We start from the raw sequence: 12,907 nt of genomic DNA, 5'->3' as shown, positions 1-12,907 counted from the left end.
AGCGCCGTGACGTCGATCATCCTATACGCGATTGCGGCCATGCTGCTGGAGGAGCGCTTCGGGCCGGCGTCCGGCGTCGGCGGCGTGACGACCGTCATGGCGATCCTGGTCCTAATCGCGTGGGCCGTGGCGGCCCACGAGGCGAGGTCGGGCCCGCGCGGTGTGGTGAACTGGATCGCCGGCGTCATCGCCTCGGTCATCGGCGGCCTGGCTGCGCTGATCTTCATCTCGTTCGCCATCGACATGATGCTTCCCTACCTTCCGATCGAAGGCTCGCTCGACTCGTCGGAGCATCCGGTGAAGTATGTCCTGGTCGCAGCCACTGCGATCCTTGTCGTGCTGGGATCATGGATCCCGCTGCGAGCGACGGGAAGGTTTGACAAGGAAAAGGCCGCCCCCGACATTGCGGGAGCGGCCTTCGAAAAACAGTCTAAAGCGCGATGAGATTTGGATGAAGCGTCATCGCGCTTTGGGTTGTTGTTTACGCATGATCTTTCCGGAAAACCGCTTCGCACTTTTCCGGATCATGCTTTAGTGACCGGTGCCGGGCTTCGTCGTCTTCGGCGGCTTTCCGTCCTCGACGCGGCCTTCATTTCTGAGGTCACGCCCCTCCTGCGCCTTCTTCTGGCTCTCGGGGGACTTGCCGTGCTCGTGCAGCTCTTCCTTGACGTAACCGGCCGCTTCCTTCGCTTTACCTTCAACGCTCATCGCGATCTCCTCATCTTATGGGGAGTCAATTCGCGCGAACACGGACTGTTCCCGCGAACAGATCATTGCAGCGATGCGCTTGCGAGGAACCGAAGTCGTGACGGAACTACCGTGACAGTGCACACCATCGACGCCGTCCCTCAACGTGGCCGACATCGCCCAACATGAACCGGCATCGAATGCGAGTCGACCAAAGCGCATCTTCAGAAAGTCCCACGAGCTTCCATGCGGCGGCTTCTTGTTTTCGTCTTGATGTTCCCGTCGATCGCGATGCTGCTCCTGGACGCATTCGACGACGACACGCTGGTTGCCGGCATGTTGCCCGGCATGATCTTGAGAGGATATCTGGTCGGCATCACGCCGGCGCTAGCGACAGCTCTCGTGGACTGGCTGCTCAGGCGGAAGAGTCATTTGTCCCGCGTGCTTCTGACGGCTCTGTCCGGCTACGTGCTTGCGAGCGGCGCGGGCCTCTTGATGCGTGACGTGAGTGTCGTCGGGGCCTTGCAGCTCGGGCTTGCAGGTGCAATTCCGGCAGCCAGCGCACGATCCTAGCGCGCATCTCTTCCGGACATCGCACCGAAGCCCCGTGAATGGGTAGGGCGATCGCATATGGATTTCACGAGGATTGTCTGCGGGCTTGCTCCGCCTCTCCCGCTTGCGGGAGAGGCCGACGCGCCCCGGGCGATGCGAAGCATCGTCCCGAGCGCGGCGGGTGAGGGCTCTTTCCTCTTGGGGATTATCCCGTTGCGGAGACACCCTCTCCCCAACCCTCTCCCGCAAGCGGGAGAGGGAGCCCAGTGCCGATGCCGCCGCATCGTGCAAGCCATATGCGATTGCCCTGCGTGAATGTCGGAGGCGACTTGCGAAGGTGCGATGGTGCCGCGTTGCAACCGGCCGACGAGCGAAACCGTCTTTTACACGCCCGCCCGCTGATGTAGCGTGCAAGCGAGCCGCCAACGCGGTGTGCCGAAACCGCGTCAGTACCTGGCGGCGTTTGTGCCCACGGCGGGCAATAACTCCATCATTTTCAGACCCCACCGTCGTGACGATCTAGCTCGTCACGATGCGCGTTTTCATGATTTCAGAAGGACGACAGCCATGCATTTCTGTCTTACGGGGCAATACACGCAACGCGCTCTCAATGCCATTCTTGAAAACCCGACGACCAATCGTCAGGAGGCGGCAGCCAAGCTGATCGAGGCGGCCGGCGGCAAGCTGGTCTCGATGTACAGCGTCGCCGCCGACGGACCCGGCGTTCTCGTGATTTTCGACGTGCCTGATCCGACTGCGGCACCGGCCATCTCCGGCCTGACCGTCACGGCGGGCACGTTGCAGAACGTGAAGCTGATGCGGCTGTTCACCCAGGACGAGATCAAGCAGGTGCGGCAGAACGCGGCCAAGCTGCGCTCGTCCTACAAGCCGCCGGGCGGCTGATCTTTCGAGCTTACCGCGAACAAATGCGAGGCCGCCGCTCGTCACCTCGAGCGGCGGCTTTGCGAAAGTTAGGCCGCAATCCGCTGCTCGTCCGGAGCCGTCAGGTGCTTGAGCACTTCGGCATGCTCGAGGTCGGGGACCGCGATGGCGGTGTGGCTGTACATCGCGCTCGTCCGCGATGTTGCGATCCTGTCGAGGATCTCCTTGCCCTTGATGACGTGCAGGCCCATGCCCTCCCGGGTGGGGAAAATCGCCAGCACCACGTCATAGGCGGCGATGACGGCTCTGAGGGCTTCGGCCTTGTCTTCGGCGACGTCGACGAAAATACGAACGTCAGCCGCGAGTTCACGCAGCTCGTGAAAATCCAGCACTTTGGGGGTACTCCAACGCAACGATACTGACGCGGAGCTTGGAGCCGTTAGGTTACTGAAGTCTGAACAATTTTATTCGAGTCACAGGTTTCACGATGAGGTGAGCCCTCGCGGGGACGGCGTGCGAATTGAATATCTCGCCCATCGAACTTGGGATATCCTTTCAACTGGCAAATAGCGGAGAGCGGCCGTGCGAAAAGCTGTCGTGATTGCGTTCCTGGCGCTCGGTCTGACGCCGGCGTTGGCGCAGGACGCTGCGAAAGCGCCTGATGAGAAAAAGCCTGATCCGAAATCGGACAATTGCTTCTACACCGTCGGGACCCAGGCCATCCAGGTCCCGATCGGCGCGAGTGTGTGTCGGCGTCAGCCCGCGCCCTATAACGACAAATATTCGCTGCTTCGATGCACCCCGCCGCTCGACGAGCTCGCGAGCGACGTCAAGCGGGGCGATGCACGCTGCGACCGCTACGATGAACGAGAGTAGTCGGGTCTGACAGCTCGCCCATCGCAAGATGCGGCCCGGCGGCGGGATCGACTCGACGCGCCGCATTTATCGACTCGACGCGCGCATTTGATGTGCACCCGCATTCGACGGGCTCCGACGGCCCAGATTTTGCCGCAAAGCGAGGCCTCATCCCGGAGAGCCCCGGCTTGCGTTTTGGGCCCCGATGCGGTCTAAGCCGCGTCACTTCATGACCACCGGCATGAATCAGAAGCGCGCGACCCGCGGGTTCGACCGCGTCCTTGAGCAGGGTTTGCTCGCGCGCACAGAAGGAATTCAAATATGGCGAAGATGACCAAGACCCAATTGATCGATGCAATTGCGGAAGGCACGCAGATCTCGAAGAACGACGTGAAGTCGGTGATCGAGTACATGGCGACGGTCGGCTACAAGGAGCTCAACGAGTCCGGCGAGTTCGTCATTCCCGGCTTCGTGAAGATGTCGGTCGTGAACAAGCCCGCCACCGAAGCGCGGATGGGCGTCAATCCCTTCACCAAGGAGCCGATGCAGTTTGCCGCCAAGCCGGCCAGCAAGTCGGTGAAGGCCTCGCCGCTCAAGGTCGCCAAGGACGCGGTCTGATCCGGCCATCCCTTGGATTCTTGTTTGAGCATGATCTTTTCGGAAAGCCGCTGCGCACTTTGCGCTGACGCGGCCCTCCGGTTCCGGATCATGCCATAGAGCGTTTTCGAGCGAAGTGGATGTGTTTTGACGCGTTTTCTTCACGCGAACCGGCAAGAATCTAGAGCTTCGGTTCTGATTCAATCAGAACCGAAAATGCTCTAGGCGCTCCACAAGAAAAACCCCGCGCTTTCGCACGGGGCCTTCTCGCCGACGGCGATGGGATTTCAGCGCCTGGCCGTCGGCCGTACCTTTAACTTAAGGTTGAAAATCCAAAAAGCAACAGCGCCGCGTCGACGGAGTATCTTCGTCAGGCGGCGCTGCCGTATTGACTGGGCGCTGAAATCCCCAGCATTCATGGGTCCGCGCGACCGCCAAAAGGTTCAATGCGGCGTCCACTGAAATCGCGCGCCGGGGACTGGACTTTTTGTTCTCATTTTGTTCTAGTCGAGTCATCAGCTTTGGAGGTGACTCATGACCGTCGAAAAACAGCGCGAAGTGATCAGGCTCTGGAACGAGCTGCGGAAGGTCGAGGGCCCCGCGGCAGAAGAGCTCCGCATCCAGATCCTGGAATGCTTTTCCGAGAAGGGCAAAGGCAAGCGGGCGGCTTGATTCGGCGTCGGCGAAAGCCGCGACATCCGTCAGGCGCGATCTCGTTTCGGTTACGCGCCTGACGGGCCCATCGATGAGGCGCGAGCTGCGATCGCGATGACGCGGTCGTCGTGGAATTCCTGTCGACAGAGAATTGCCGTCGATTGCGGTGTGATGATGCGTGCTTCACCGATCGTTAGGAGTCGCTCCGCACTGATTTTCTCGATTCCGATTCGTTCTTTGCGAACGAAATGGAGTCGGATGCAGAACATCTCGTGCCTGCCGGCGCGCGTGTCTCAGAACGAAGCAGCGTGATGCTTCGCACGGTCGCGTCCTCAAGGCCTCGCGTAGAAACATGCGCGAGGGAGAGCGACATGGATGCGTGCTGGTTTGTCGAGATGTTCGTCGAGATCGCCAAGCTGTTCTGGTACGACCGGCATCCGCGGTTGCGCAAAGGTAGGCCGTCGGTGCCGCAGATGCCGCCGCCATCACGAAGGTTCGAAGAGGCGAGGTGATCGGCGGCAGAGAGGGCATGCTCGTTTGCGTGCAAACGAATCGTTAAGACCTGCTCCACGCCGATTTCTGCGATTCCGATTCGTTCTTCGAGAACGAAATGTAAGCGAAGCTGGAACAAAACCGGTCGCTGCACTCTCCGAGCCGCCGTCCTTTCGCCTCGACGCTGGTCATGTCCGGAGCTATCGTCCGGATGCGCGGGCGCCGGCCATGAAGAACGGACTTTATTCCATCCACATCCACATGCTCGACGGCGTGAAGGGCCGCGACAGCGGCATCCTGATCCTGCGTGACGGCGCGCTGCTTGGCGGCGGGCCTTACTTCTGGTCGCGTGGGTCGTACAGAGTGGGCGAGGGCGGTTCGAACAGCGGGACCTGGAAGGGCGAGCTTGCCACCAACCAGCATACGCCGTTCGAGGATGCCTTCGTGCGGCCGCTGTTCGGCGGGCAGGAGGCCACGAGCGGCTTTTCCGGGACGTATCGCGACGACGAGGCCGAGGTGTTCGGCACCGTGCTGGTCGGCGGCAATCGCAGCCTGAGCTTTCGCGCGACGCTGAAGCGGCTCGCCGACATCTGAACCGCGCGCGCAAGCTCCTAACGAAAGCTTGCGCCAAAGGGGATAACCCTATTTGGTTAGGTTAAAAGCCCAATCGCGTTGCGCGCGCCGCTGCCTAGAGTAGGTGTTCTTGCAAGGACAAGAACGACTTTGCCAAGAAGCGGATTTCGACATGAGGCCATTTTCAGAACCGTCATTTCATCAAGGCGACCGGCACACCTACCGCCGCGTCGCAATCGTCGGCTCGCTGTTCTGCCTCGCTTTCGTGGTGATCAGCTTCTCGCTGCGGCCGCAAGCCGAGGACACGCGCGTCGCGGTCAAGGCCGACCGCCTGGTGCGCACCGCCGGCCAGGCGCCGCACGCGAACTAACGCTCGCCGCCAATGATGTGATCCTCGGCGGATTCGTCGGAGCACCCGACGCCCGCCGTCGCGAGCGCCACGAAGCCGGCATAGCCGGTCAGGTTGAGCAGAATTTCAAGCCATGCGGGCATGACTGGCCTCTTCTTCTCTTGAAGCTAGCCCAACGTGCGCCGCTGACGCGGGTTCCCGGGATAGTTGCGTCAGAGCGGGGAGGAGGGGTCGAGCCGCCGGCCGAGGGTCGCAACGGATTCGCTCGAGGGCTGCTCCTTCAGGAACTCGGCGATGGCGCGCGCGAGCTCGCCGTCGCTCATCGGCGTCGGCGGCGGGCGCAGCGTGCCGACCCCGAAGCTGCGGACGATCTCGTCGTAGTGCTGATCGCCGGATCTGGGGACCAGCCTGCGAATGCGCGCCAGCAAAGCGGATATCGGCACTCTCTCCTCCTTGATCGTCCGCCCCGCTGGCAGAAGCTTGCGTCTGCTGCCATGGGTTCCCGTGAAACTGAAAACCCCGCCAGCACCGCGGAGGATGCTGACGGGGTTCTTCGTGCTGTCGCCTCAACCCGGATGGCGGAGGCTCCCGCACTTGTGAAGTCAATCCGCGTCAGGCGCTTTCGTTCCCGTTGTCTCGATTTTTTTTGACCGCCGCCGGTTCCGCACTGCACGCAACCATCGCAGGCGCTGGTCGTTATCGTCGGGAGTACGCGAAGGAGGAGAGCATGAAGAAGACACTGGCAGTTCTGGCCACCGTCGCGGCCGTCGGCGTAACTGCGATCGCGGCGCCTGCGCCCGCCGAGGCGCGCGGCCGCGGCATCGGACCGGGCCTCGCATTCGGCCTCGCCGCCGGCGCGATCACCGCGGGCGCCGTCGCCGCGTCCCACCCCTACGGCTATTATGGACCGGGCTACGGCTATTACGACTACGGCCCTGGCCCGTACGCCTATTACGGTGGACCGTATTACCGGCACCACTACTACCGTCACTGGTAGCGTCTTAACAAACCAAAAGCCCGGAGCCATGCTCCGGGCTTTTTTTCATGCGCGGTATCAGGCGTGATTACGGCCAGAGCGAGGGCCGTTCCGCCTTGCGGGCATTGTCGAGCGTCGACACGAAATACTCTTCACGCTCGCGCTTGAATTTTTCCTGCGTGGCACGGAAGGCGGCGACACGGGCGGCGATCTCTTCACGTTCGCGGATTTTGCGTTGCTCGTCCTCGGTCATTGTCAAATCCCCTCTACACCTGAGTATGAGTGCACTGCTGGACTCAAGCACTGCCGCCGCATCATCTTGAGTCGCGTAAACACATGCATTGGCGCTTCTGATTGGGGCGTCAATGGGGAGGAGGCATTGCAGGATTGTGATATGCGAAGGTCGGAAGAAATTGCCGAGCGCATCGCGTACGCGCTTGATAAGAGCGTCAGCGATCTTGTCGCTTGCGCCTGCTGCAGCTAGGCAAAAAAGGATTCGGGAGGCCGCTCATGATTGCATCGGATCTTCGCAGCGGCGTCGAGCGGCTCGGCGACATGATCGCCGAAGCCAAAACCATCGTGCCGTTCACCGGCGCCGGCATCTCGACCGAATCCGGCATCCCCGACTTCCGCTCGCCGGGCGGGCTCTGGAGCCGCTACCGTCCGATCGAGTTCGGTGAGTTCGTCGCAAGCCAGGAGGCGCGCGACGAATCCTGGCGCCGCCGCTTTGCGATGGAGGAGGTGTTCGCGGCGGCGAGGCCAGGCCGCGGCCATCGCGCGCTCGCCTCGCTCTACCGCGCCGGCAAGATTCCCGCCGTGATCACCCAGAACATCGACAATCTGCACCAGGCCTCGGGCTTCGCGCCAGAGCATGTGATTGAACTTCACGGAAATACCACTTATGCGCGTTGCATCGGATGCGGGCAGGCCTATCCGCTCGACTGGGTGAAACGCCGCTTCGACGACGACGGCGCCGCACCCAATTGCACCGCGTGCGACGAGCCGGTGAAAACCGCCACGATTTCATTCGGCCAGATGATGCCCGAGGACGAAATGCAGCGGGCAACCGAGCTGTCGCGGGCCTGCGACCTCTTCATCGCGATCGGTTCCTCGCTCGTGGTGTGGCCTGCGGCGGGCTTTCCGATGATGGCGAAGAACGCCGGCGCGCGTCTCGTGATCATCAATCGCGAGCCGACCGAGCAGGATGACATCGCCGACCTCGTGATCCACCACGACATCGGCGAAACACTCGGGCCCTTTGTCGGTAATTGAGGCAAAGATTTGATTCGCGCCTGTGCAAGCTGTTCATAGGTTCCGGCGAATCTCTTTTTTATCTATGCCTCGCAACCGGGAGTGTTATCTTTTGAGTCGGAAGATTCGCGTCGCGTCGAATTGAGAACATTCTCTTAAGACGCGTGATTCGACGCCGCCAATGTGGCGGGTTGCATGGCATGTGTGGGGTCCGGGGTTATGGGGTCGTCGGACGGATTTGAGTCCAAGAAGGTCGGAGTTCCCGCGGTCGGCGAGCACGGCGGCGCCGGTCGCGACAGCGCGCTCAATCCCTTCACCGGACTTGGTGAGGGCAGCGCCAACCTCGTCGAGGTTCACGGCGTCATCAAATGGTTCGATGCCTCAAAGGGCTACGGCTTCATCGTTCCGGACAATGGCTGGCCCGACGTGCTCCTGCACGTTACCGTGCTCAGGCGCGACGGCTTCCAGACCGCCTATGAGGGCGCCCGCATCGTCGTCGAGTGCATCCAGCGCGCGAAGGGCTACCAGGCCTTCCGCGTGGTCTCGATGGACGAATCGACCGCGATCCATCCGGCGCAGATGCTGCCGCCGCGCACCCACGTCACGGTCACCCCGACAAGCGGGCTGGAGCGGGCCCAGGTCAAATGGTTCAACCGGCTGCGCGGCTTCGGCTTCCTCACCTGCGGCGAGGGCACGCCCGACATCTTCGTGCACATGGAGACGCTGCGCCGCTTCGGCATGACTGAGCTGCGGCCCGGCCAATATGTGCTGGTCCGCTTCGGGCCCGGCTCCAAGGGCATGATGGCGGCCGAGATCCATCCCGAAACCGGCTCGCCGGGATTGCAGTCGCACTAAAGCGCGATGAGGGATGAATCGTCATCGCGCTTTAGGTTGTTGTTTGAGCATGATCTTTCCGGAAAACCGCTTCGCACTTTTCCGGATCATGCTTTAGCTCTTCCATTCCCGGAATCGTGACAAGAGGCGCGTCGGCAGGCCGGCGCGCCTCTGGCTTTTGTCATGATCGCCGCGTAAGGACTGTCCCAGTCCCACCCGCTCCGAGTGCCATTTCATGACTTTTGCCATGACTTTTCCCATGCGTCTCGCCATGGGTTTTGCCAAAAGCCTTGCCGCCATTCTCGTCATCGCCAGCCTCGCCGCCGCCAATGCCGCCAGCTTCCAGCCGCTCGAGATCGTCACCAAGAACGGCGTGCAGGTGTTCTCGGTCGAGATGGCGACGACCGATGAGGAGAAGCAGACCGGCCTGATGTACCGCAAGGAACTGGCCGACGGCAAAGGCATGCTGTTCGACTTCAATCCCGAGCAGGAAGTGTCGATGTGGATGAAGAACACTTATGTCCCGCTCGACATGATCTTCATCCGCGCCGACGGCCGCATCCTGCGCATAGCCGAGAACACCGAGCCGCTGTCGACCAAGATCATCTCGTCGGGAGGGCCCGCCCGGGCCGTGCTGGAGGTGGTGGCGGGAACGGCGCAGAAATACGGCATCCGCCCCGGTGACCGCGTCGGTCACCCGCTGTTCGGCAGCAAATAGCACCGCCCGGCGGGGGGCCGTTGCCAGCCTTGCTGGCGCCGGTTTGTAAGCTTGCTGGCGCCTTTGGAAGCGTGTATCGACGGGGCTCACCGGACATTCGGGGTATAGCGCAGCCTGGTAGCGCGGCAGTTTTGGGTACTGCAGGTCGTTGGTTCGAATCCAGCTGCCCCGACCAGTCCCGAGGAACCTCCTTCATTTCCCTCGAGATCCCAACCAACCGGCCCCGTTTGGGTATTGCCGGCGGAACGCGGCCTGCGCCGCCCCGCGCGGGAGATGCGGGCATCACGCAACCTCCGCGACAGCTCGGCCTGCTAGGACCGCTGCATGGGCAATGAGGAATGTCGGGACATGTTGAAAGCTTTCGCCGGCGCGGCGCTCGCCGCTCTTTCGGCCACCGCCGCATCTGCGGCCGATCTTGCGCTGCAAGCACCTCCCACGGCGTCCGTCGTCTTCAACTGGACCGGGTGCTATGTCGGCGGTCATGTCGGCGGCGTCGCGAGCGGCGATCGCACGATCAACAGCGCCGGGGGGACGGTCGACTTTGGCGCCGCCGGTCTTGTCGGTGGCGGGCAGGCCGGCTGCGACCATCAATTCGCATCCAACTGGGTCGTCGGCGCTGAAGGCCGCGCCGCATTGTCGAGCCTTTCGAGCCATCATGCGAGCAGTGTCAGATTTCCCACGTTCGGCAACCTCGCCGTGCCATCGCGGTTCGGCCTCAAGAACGATTTTCTCGCCTCGGCCACAGCACGGCTCGGCTATGCCTATGGCTTGGGCTGGCTGATCTATGCGCGGGGTGGCGTCGCCTGGACGCACGACAAGATCGATGATGCGTATACCAGTCCGGCCACCGGCTTCGCGATCGATCCCAGCGCGTCGGTCATGCGGACCGGCTGGACCTTGGGCGCCGGTGTGGAATGGGCGTTCGCGTCAAGTTGGTCGGCCAATGTCGAATATAATTACTACGACTTCGGCACGAAGAGCCCGATACAGCTGATCAGCCCGTCCGAAAGCATCACCGTGGCCCACCTCAAGGACACGATCCATGCCGCGACGGTCGGTTTGAACTATCACTACTGACGTGATCGGGAGCGACCGGCTGCTCGGGCATCAGAACAGCTGCCGATCGACGAGGCGCCAGATGATCCAGGCAATGCGGCCCATCGTATCCTGAAACAGCTGCGCGATCGCTGCCCGAAGCGCTCTCACGCCGGGGCGCGTGTTTGTCGCGCGTGGCGACTTCTGCACGATATGTCAGGGGATTGCCATGAGGCGCGCGGCGGCGAATTACCAAAGCTTCATCGAACCTTTGCTCGTCGCCATAGACATATGGGTGTTGGGGATTTCAGCGCCCAATGCCTAAACGGACGCCGCCAAGCGATAATACTCCGCTTGCGCGGCGTTGCGCTTTTCAAAGCATGGTCCGCGATCAGTTCGAGGCGTACCAGCCGAGCGGAAACGGCAGCAATGGCCAGACCAGATGGTTGTCGTTGGCGGCCTTCGGCGGCACCTGGATGGATATCTTGATCAGCGGAGCAGGCGGCGTCGAGCGCACCGCCAAGCGCAGACATGCACATTGCAAATTCATTGTGGTCGTCCCGCCCGATCAATACTTTTCAGAATTCCAGCACGCTCAAAAGTCAACGTCGTTTAGAAATCACCACGCGTCCAAAATGGCGCGCTCATTCTCAAATGGTGCACGCATTCTAGAAAAATCGGCATCCGCTTTCAACCAGTCCGGACGGCTGTAGTAAGGTTGACCAGTTAGGTTAAGACAGAGCGGTTGTTGCGGAAGTCCCGGCGATCACTATCAAATTGGTCCCTGGCTCGCGACGGGGGTACCTCCAATGGGTGCTCACACAAGATCACAGTTCGTCGCGGCGCTCGTATCGCGTGAGTTCTGCGTCATGTCTTTCGATCGCAACGTCCAAACCGTCGGTTCGCAGTCGAACTGGACCGAGATCTGGCACCTCTGGACCGTGATCGTGCCGCGCCGCTCGATCAACGGGCAGCTCGTGTACGGCAAGGTGTGGCGCCGCCACGACGGCCGCGACTGGATCTACAAGAAGTTCACCGAGTTCGACGGCGAAGAGGCGGCCTGAGGCGGCATCGCCGCCATCAGGCGCAGTATCGCTGCCGCGAGCTCAGGCAGCCTTTGCCGGCGAAGCGGCCGCAGGCTTGGCCGGCGGCGGCGGCTTCAGCGGCTTGTCCTGCTTCTTCGACCAGGAAATATAATAGGCCACCGTCGTCATGATCGCGATGCCGGCGATGCTGACGAAGAGCTGTGCGAAAAGCGAGCCCGAGCTCATAGACAGCTCGAAATGGCCGACGAAGGACAGGAACACGCCGACGCAGAACACGGCGAGCGACTGCTGGCCGCAGACGATGACCGGATCGAAGATCTTCCATTCGAGGCCCGGCCAGTCCTTCGGCACGAAGCGGATCACCAGGATCACGATCACGACGAAGTGGATGAAGCGATAGGGCGCGAGGTTGGTCTTGTCGTTCGGGTTGAAGGCCGAGAACAGCCACTCCGGAAACATGCCGCCGAGGCTCGGGAAGCGGCCGGCCATGGTCATGACCAGCGCAAAGGCGAGATAGGCGAGGCAGAGCCACAGCGTGATCTGTGAGTTGATCAGCGCGCCCGAGCGCCGGGCGCCGCCCATGGCGCACCAGGCGCCGAACACGAACAGCACCTGCCAGCAATAGGGGTTGAAGTACCACTGGCCGGCCGGATAGGCGGTCAGATTCCAGCCGAAGTGACGCGCGGCCAGCCACAGCGCGATGGAGAGTCCCATCGTCAGGTCGGGCTTGCGCAGCATGAACCACAGCACCGGCGGAAACAGCCCCATCAGCACGATGTAGAGCGGCAGCACATCGAGATTGAGCGGCTTGAAGCGCAGGAACAGGCCCTGGCGCAGCGTCTCGGTGGCGTTGTCGACGAGGCCGGCGACGTTGAACTCGTTGATCATATCGGAATCGCCGAAGCGCAGCGCGAGATAGCTGATCGAGGCGATGTAGATCACGAACAGGATGATGTGGGCGACGTAGAGCTGCCAGACCCGCTTGGTCAGGCGCGTGGCGCCGACGATGAAGCCGCGTTCCAGCATCATCCGTGCATAGACGAAGGAGGCGGTGTAGCCGGAGATGAAGACGAACAGGTCCGCGGCGTCGGAAAAGCCGTAGTTGCGCGTCGTGATCCAGTTCACGACGTTGTCGGGGATGTGATCGAGGAAGATCGCCCAATTCGCGACGCCGCGAAACAGGTCGAGCCTGAGGTCACGGCCTTTCTCGGGGAGCGTTGCGCTGACGTTCAGGAAGGCCATGCGACGGGAGCTTTCGTAGGGGGCGGATACGCTGAGGTCGGCGAGGCGGGGGCACCGGGCGGGGTCCCGGGGCGGACGGCGGGTACACAATTGTCACGGTGCAGCATAATGACTATACCCGTCGGTGACGGGCACCCAAGGGACTGGAATCACCGAATAGTTCC

22 protein-coding genes and 1 tRNA gene are annotated in these 12,907 nt (G+C 61.9%); 16 read left to right on the top strand and 7 right to left on the bottom strand.

Features of this window, described 5'->3' with window-relative positions:
- Positions 1–6 precede the first annotated feature (6 nt).
- Positions 7–444, top strand: a complete 438-nt coding sequence (locus QA642_RS25840; protein WP_283079357.1) for a hypothetical protein — start codon at positions 7–9, stop codon at positions 442–444.
- Between the two features lie 87 nt (positions 445–531).
- Here QA642_RS25840 and QA642_RS25835 read toward each other — a convergent pair whose 3' ends face one another.
- A complete protein-coding gene (locus QA642_RS25835) occupies positions 532–708 on the bottom strand; it encodes a hypothetical protein (protein WP_167336509.1) in 177 nt (58 codons plus the stop codon).
- Positions 709–933: 225 nt separating this feature from the next.
- On the opposite strand from QA642_RS25835, the gene QA642_RS25830 reads away from it, so the two are divergent.
- Both QA642_RS25830 and QA642_RS25825 read left to right on the top strand, forming a co-directional pair.
- Positions 934–1,260, top strand: coding sequence for a hypothetical protein (locus tag QA642_RS25830; protein ID WP_283079356.1), 327 nt, complete (start codon positions 934–936; stop codon positions 1,258–1,260).
- Positions 1,261–1,806: 546 nt separating this feature from the next.
- A complete protein-coding gene (locus tag QA642_RS25825; protein WP_283079355.1) occupies positions 1,807–2,142 on the top strand; it encodes a GYD domain-containing protein in 336 nt (111 codons plus the stop codon).
- A 68-nt stretch (positions 2,143–2,210) separates the two neighbouring features.
- Here the strand turns inward: QA642_RS25825 and QA642_RS25820 are convergent, their stop codons facing one another.
- The gene (locus tag QA642_RS25820; protein WP_283079354.1) at positions 2,211–2,513 is read right to left on the bottom strand and encodes a hypothetical protein; all 303 of its coding nucleotides are present in this window, start codon (positions 2,511–2,513) and stop codon (positions 2,211–2,213) included.
- A 190-nt stretch (positions 2,514–2,703) separates the two neighbouring features.
- Here QA642_RS25820 and QA642_RS25815 point away from each other — a divergent pair, with 190 nt between their 5' ends.
- The 6 genes from QA642_RS25815 to QA642_RS25790 all read left to right on the top strand — a co-directional run bounded on the left by QA642_RS25815 (position 2,704) and on the right by QA642_RS25790 (position 5,662).
- Positions 2,704–2,997, top strand: coding sequence for a hypothetical protein (locus QA642_RS25815; protein ID WP_283079353.1), 294 nt, complete (start codon positions 2,704–2,706; stop codon positions 2,995–2,997).
- A gap of 300 nt (positions 2,998–3,297) precedes the next feature.
- Positions 3,298–3,594 (top strand): HU family DNA-binding protein, encoded by a 297-nt coding sequence (locus QA642_RS25810; RefSeq protein ID WP_283079352.1) that lies wholly within the window; start codon positions 3,298–3,300, stop codon positions 3,592–3,594.
- 513 nt (positions 3,595–4,107) lie between these two features.
- Complete coding sequence (locus QA642_RS25805) at positions 4,108–4,245, top strand: hypothetical protein (protein ID WP_167336508.1); 138 nt, start codon at positions 4,108–4,110, stop codon at positions 4,243–4,245.
- Between the two features lie 353 nt (positions 4,246–4,598).
- Positions 4,599–4,739, top strand: a complete 141-nt coding sequence (locus tag QA642_RS25800) for a hypothetical protein (protein ID WP_283079351.1) — start codon at positions 4,599–4,601, stop codon at positions 4,737–4,739.
- 208 nt (positions 4,740–4,947) lie between these two features.
- Positions 4,948–5,313, top strand: coding sequence for a hypothetical protein (locus QA642_RS25795; RefSeq protein WP_283079350.1), 366 nt, complete (start codon positions 4,948–4,950; stop codon positions 5,311–5,313).
- Between the two features lie 151 nt (positions 5,314–5,464).
- Positions 5,465–5,662: a hypothetical protein gene (locus QA642_RS25790; protein WP_283079349.1), complete on the top strand. Its 198-nt coding sequence runs from the start codon at positions 5,465–5,467 to the stop codon at positions 5,660–5,662.
- Here QA642_RS25790 and QA642_RS25785 read toward each other — a convergent pair.
- A complete protein-coding gene (locus tag QA642_RS25785) occupies positions 5,659–5,784 on the bottom strand; it encodes a hypothetical protein (RefSeq protein ID WP_283079348.1) in 126 nt (41 codons plus the stop codon). The two genes, QA642_RS25790 and QA642_RS25785, sit on opposite strands and share 4 nt — an antisense overlap.
- Positions 5,785–5,853: 69 nt before the next feature.
- Positions 5,854–6,084, bottom strand: coding sequence for a hypothetical protein (locus QA642_RS25780; RefSeq protein ID WP_283079347.1), 231 nt, complete (start codon positions 6,082–6,084; stop codon positions 5,854–5,856).
- Between the two features lie 284 nt (positions 6,085–6,368).
- Between QA642_RS25780 and QA642_RS25775 the strand changes: the two genes are divergently transcribed.
- Positions 6,369–6,638, top strand: coding sequence for a hypothetical protein (locus QA642_RS25775; protein WP_283079346.1), 270 nt, complete (start codon positions 6,369–6,371; stop codon positions 6,636–6,638).
- 67 nt (positions 6,639–6,705) lie between these two features.
- Here QA642_RS25775 and QA642_RS25770 read toward each other — a convergent pair whose 3' ends face one another.
- Positions 6,706–6,870, bottom strand: coding sequence for a hypothetical protein (locus QA642_RS25770; RefSeq protein WP_018457755.1), 165 nt, complete (start codon positions 6,868–6,870; stop codon positions 6,706–6,708).
- Between the two features lie 257 nt (positions 6,871–7,127).
- On the opposite strand from QA642_RS25770, the gene QA642_RS25765 reads away from it, so the two are divergent.
- From QA642_RS25765 to QA642_RS25745, 5 genes are all read left to right on the top strand, one after another.
- Positions 7,128–7,889, top strand: a complete 762-nt coding sequence (locus QA642_RS25765; RefSeq protein WP_283079345.1) for an NAD-dependent protein deacetylase — start codon at positions 7,128–7,130, stop codon at positions 7,887–7,889.
- A 198-nt stretch (positions 7,890–8,087) separates the two neighbouring features.
- Entirely contained in the window at positions 8,088–8,723 is a 636-nt protein-coding gene (locus tag QA642_RS25760) for a cold-shock protein (protein ID WP_283079344.1), read from the top strand.
- A gap of 250 nt (positions 8,724–8,973) precedes the next feature.
- The gene (locus QA642_RS25755; protein WP_283086977.1) at positions 8,974–9,420 is read left to right on the top strand and encodes a DUF192 domain-containing protein; all 447 of its coding nucleotides are present in this window, start codon (positions 8,974–8,976) and stop codon (positions 9,418–9,420) included.
- 98 nt (positions 9,421–9,518) lie between these two features.
- A tRNA-Pro gene (locus tag QA642_RS25750) sits at positions 9,519–9,595 on the top strand.
- 173 nt (positions 9,596–9,768) lie between these two features.
- Positions 9,769–10,497 carry an outer membrane beta-barrel protein gene (locus QA642_RS25745; RefSeq protein WP_283079343.1) on the top strand — a complete coding sequence of 243 codons (729 nt, stop codon included), beginning with the start codon at positions 9,769–9,771 and terminating at the stop codon, positions 10,495–10,497.
- Positions 10,498–10,846: 349 nt separating this feature from the next.
- On the opposite strand, the gene QA642_RS25740 is transcribed toward QA642_RS25745, so the two are convergent.
- Positions 10,847–11,005 (bottom strand): hypothetical protein, encoded by a 159-nt coding sequence (locus tag QA642_RS25740; protein WP_283079342.1) that lies wholly within the window; start codon positions 11,003–11,005, stop codon positions 10,847–10,849.
- A 319-nt stretch (positions 11,006–11,324) separates the two neighbouring features.
- Between QA642_RS25740 and QA642_RS25735 the strand changes: the two genes are divergently transcribed.
- A complete protein-coding gene (locus QA642_RS25735; RefSeq protein ID WP_283079341.1) occupies positions 11,325–11,519 on the top strand; it encodes a hypothetical protein in 195 nt (64 codons plus the stop codon).
- 42 nt (positions 11,520–11,561) lie between these two features.
- On the opposite strand, the gene QA642_RS25730 is transcribed toward QA642_RS25735, so the two are convergent.
- Positions 11,562–12,743 carry an OpgC domain-containing protein gene (locus QA642_RS25730; protein WP_283079340.1) on the bottom strand — a complete coding sequence of 394 codons (1,182 nt, stop codon included), beginning with the start codon at positions 12,741–12,743 and terminating at the stop codon, positions 11,562–11,564.
- Positions 12,744–12,907: the final 164 nt, after the last annotated feature.

Origin of the sequence: Bradyrhizobium sp. CB2312 (assembly GCF_029714425.1) — a bacterium.
Taxonomy (GTDB): Bacteria; Pseudomonadota; Alphaproteobacteria; order Rhizobiales; family Xanthobacteraceae; genus Bradyrhizobium.
The sequence above is the reverse complement of the archived record's forward strand: the minus strand, read 5'-3'. Positions and strand labels throughout refer to the sequence as shown.

Coding starts and splice junctions, on each gene's coding strand:
- QA642_RS25755 (WP_283086977.1), top strand. CDS start 8,974: ATGGGTTTTGCCAAAAGCCTTGCCGCCATTCTCGTCATCGCCAGCCTC.
- QA642_RS25730 (WP_283079340.1), bottom strand. CDS start 12,743: ATGGCCTTCCTGAACGTCAGCGCAACGCTCCCCGAGAAAGGCCGTGAC.
- QA642_RS25735 (WP_283079341.1), top strand. CDS start 11,325: ATGTCTTTCGATCGCAACGTCCAAACCGTCGGTTCGCAGTCGAACTGG.
- QA642_RS25790 (WP_283079349.1), top strand. CDS start 5,465: ATGAGGCCATTTTCAGAACCGTCATTTCATCAAGGCGACCGGCACACC.
- QA642_RS25810 (WP_283079352.1), top strand. CDS start 3,298: ATGGCGAAGATGACCAAGACCCAATTGATCGATGCAATTGCGGAAGGC.
- QA642_RS25785 (WP_283079348.1), bottom strand. CDS start 5,784: ATGCCCGCATGGCTTGAAATTCTGCTCAACCTGACCGGCTATGCCGGC.
- QA642_RS25835 (WP_167336509.1), bottom strand. CDS start 708: ATGAGCGTTGAAGGTAAAGCGAAGGAAGCGGCCGGTTACGTCAAGGAA.
- QA642_RS25765 (WP_283079345.1), top strand. CDS start 7,128: ATGATTGCATCGGATCTTCGCAGCGGCGTCGAGCGGCTCGGCGACATG.
- QA642_RS25775 (WP_283079346.1), top strand. CDS start 6,369: ATGAAGAAGACACTGGCAGTTCTGGCCACCGTCGCGGCCGTCGGCGTA.
- QA642_RS25800 (WP_283079351.1), top strand. CDS start 4,599: ATGGATGCGTGCTGGTTTGTCGAGATGTTCGTCGAGATCGCCAAGCTG.
- QA642_RS25830 (WP_283079356.1), top strand. CDS start 934: ATGCGGCGGCTTCTTGTTTTCGTCTTGATGTTCCCGTCGATCGCGATG.
- QA642_RS25745 (WP_283079343.1), top strand. CDS start 9,769: ATGTTGAAAGCTTTCGCCGGCGCGGCGCTCGCCGCTCTTTCGGCCACC.
- QA642_RS25740 (WP_283079342.1), bottom strand. CDS start 11,005: ATGAATTTGCAATGTGCATGTCTGCGCTTGGCGGTGCGCTCGACGCCG.
- QA642_RS25825 (WP_283079355.1), top strand. CDS start 1,807: ATGCATTTCTGTCTTACGGGGCAATACACGCAACGCGCTCTCAATGCC.
- QA642_RS25770 (WP_018457755.1), bottom strand. CDS start 6,870: ATGACCGAGGACGAGCAACGCAAAATCCGCGAACGTGAAGAGATCGCC.
- QA642_RS25760 (WP_283079344.1), top strand. CDS start 8,088: ATGGGGTCGTCGGACGGATTTGAGTCCAAGAAGGTCGGAGTTCCCGCG.
- QA642_RS25805 (WP_167336508.1), top strand. CDS start 4,108: ATGACCGTCGAAAAACAGCGCGAAGTGATCAGGCTCTGGAACGAGCTG.
- QA642_RS25795 (WP_283079350.1), top strand. CDS start 4,948: ATGAAGAACGGACTTTATTCCATCCACATCCACATGCTCGACGGCGTG.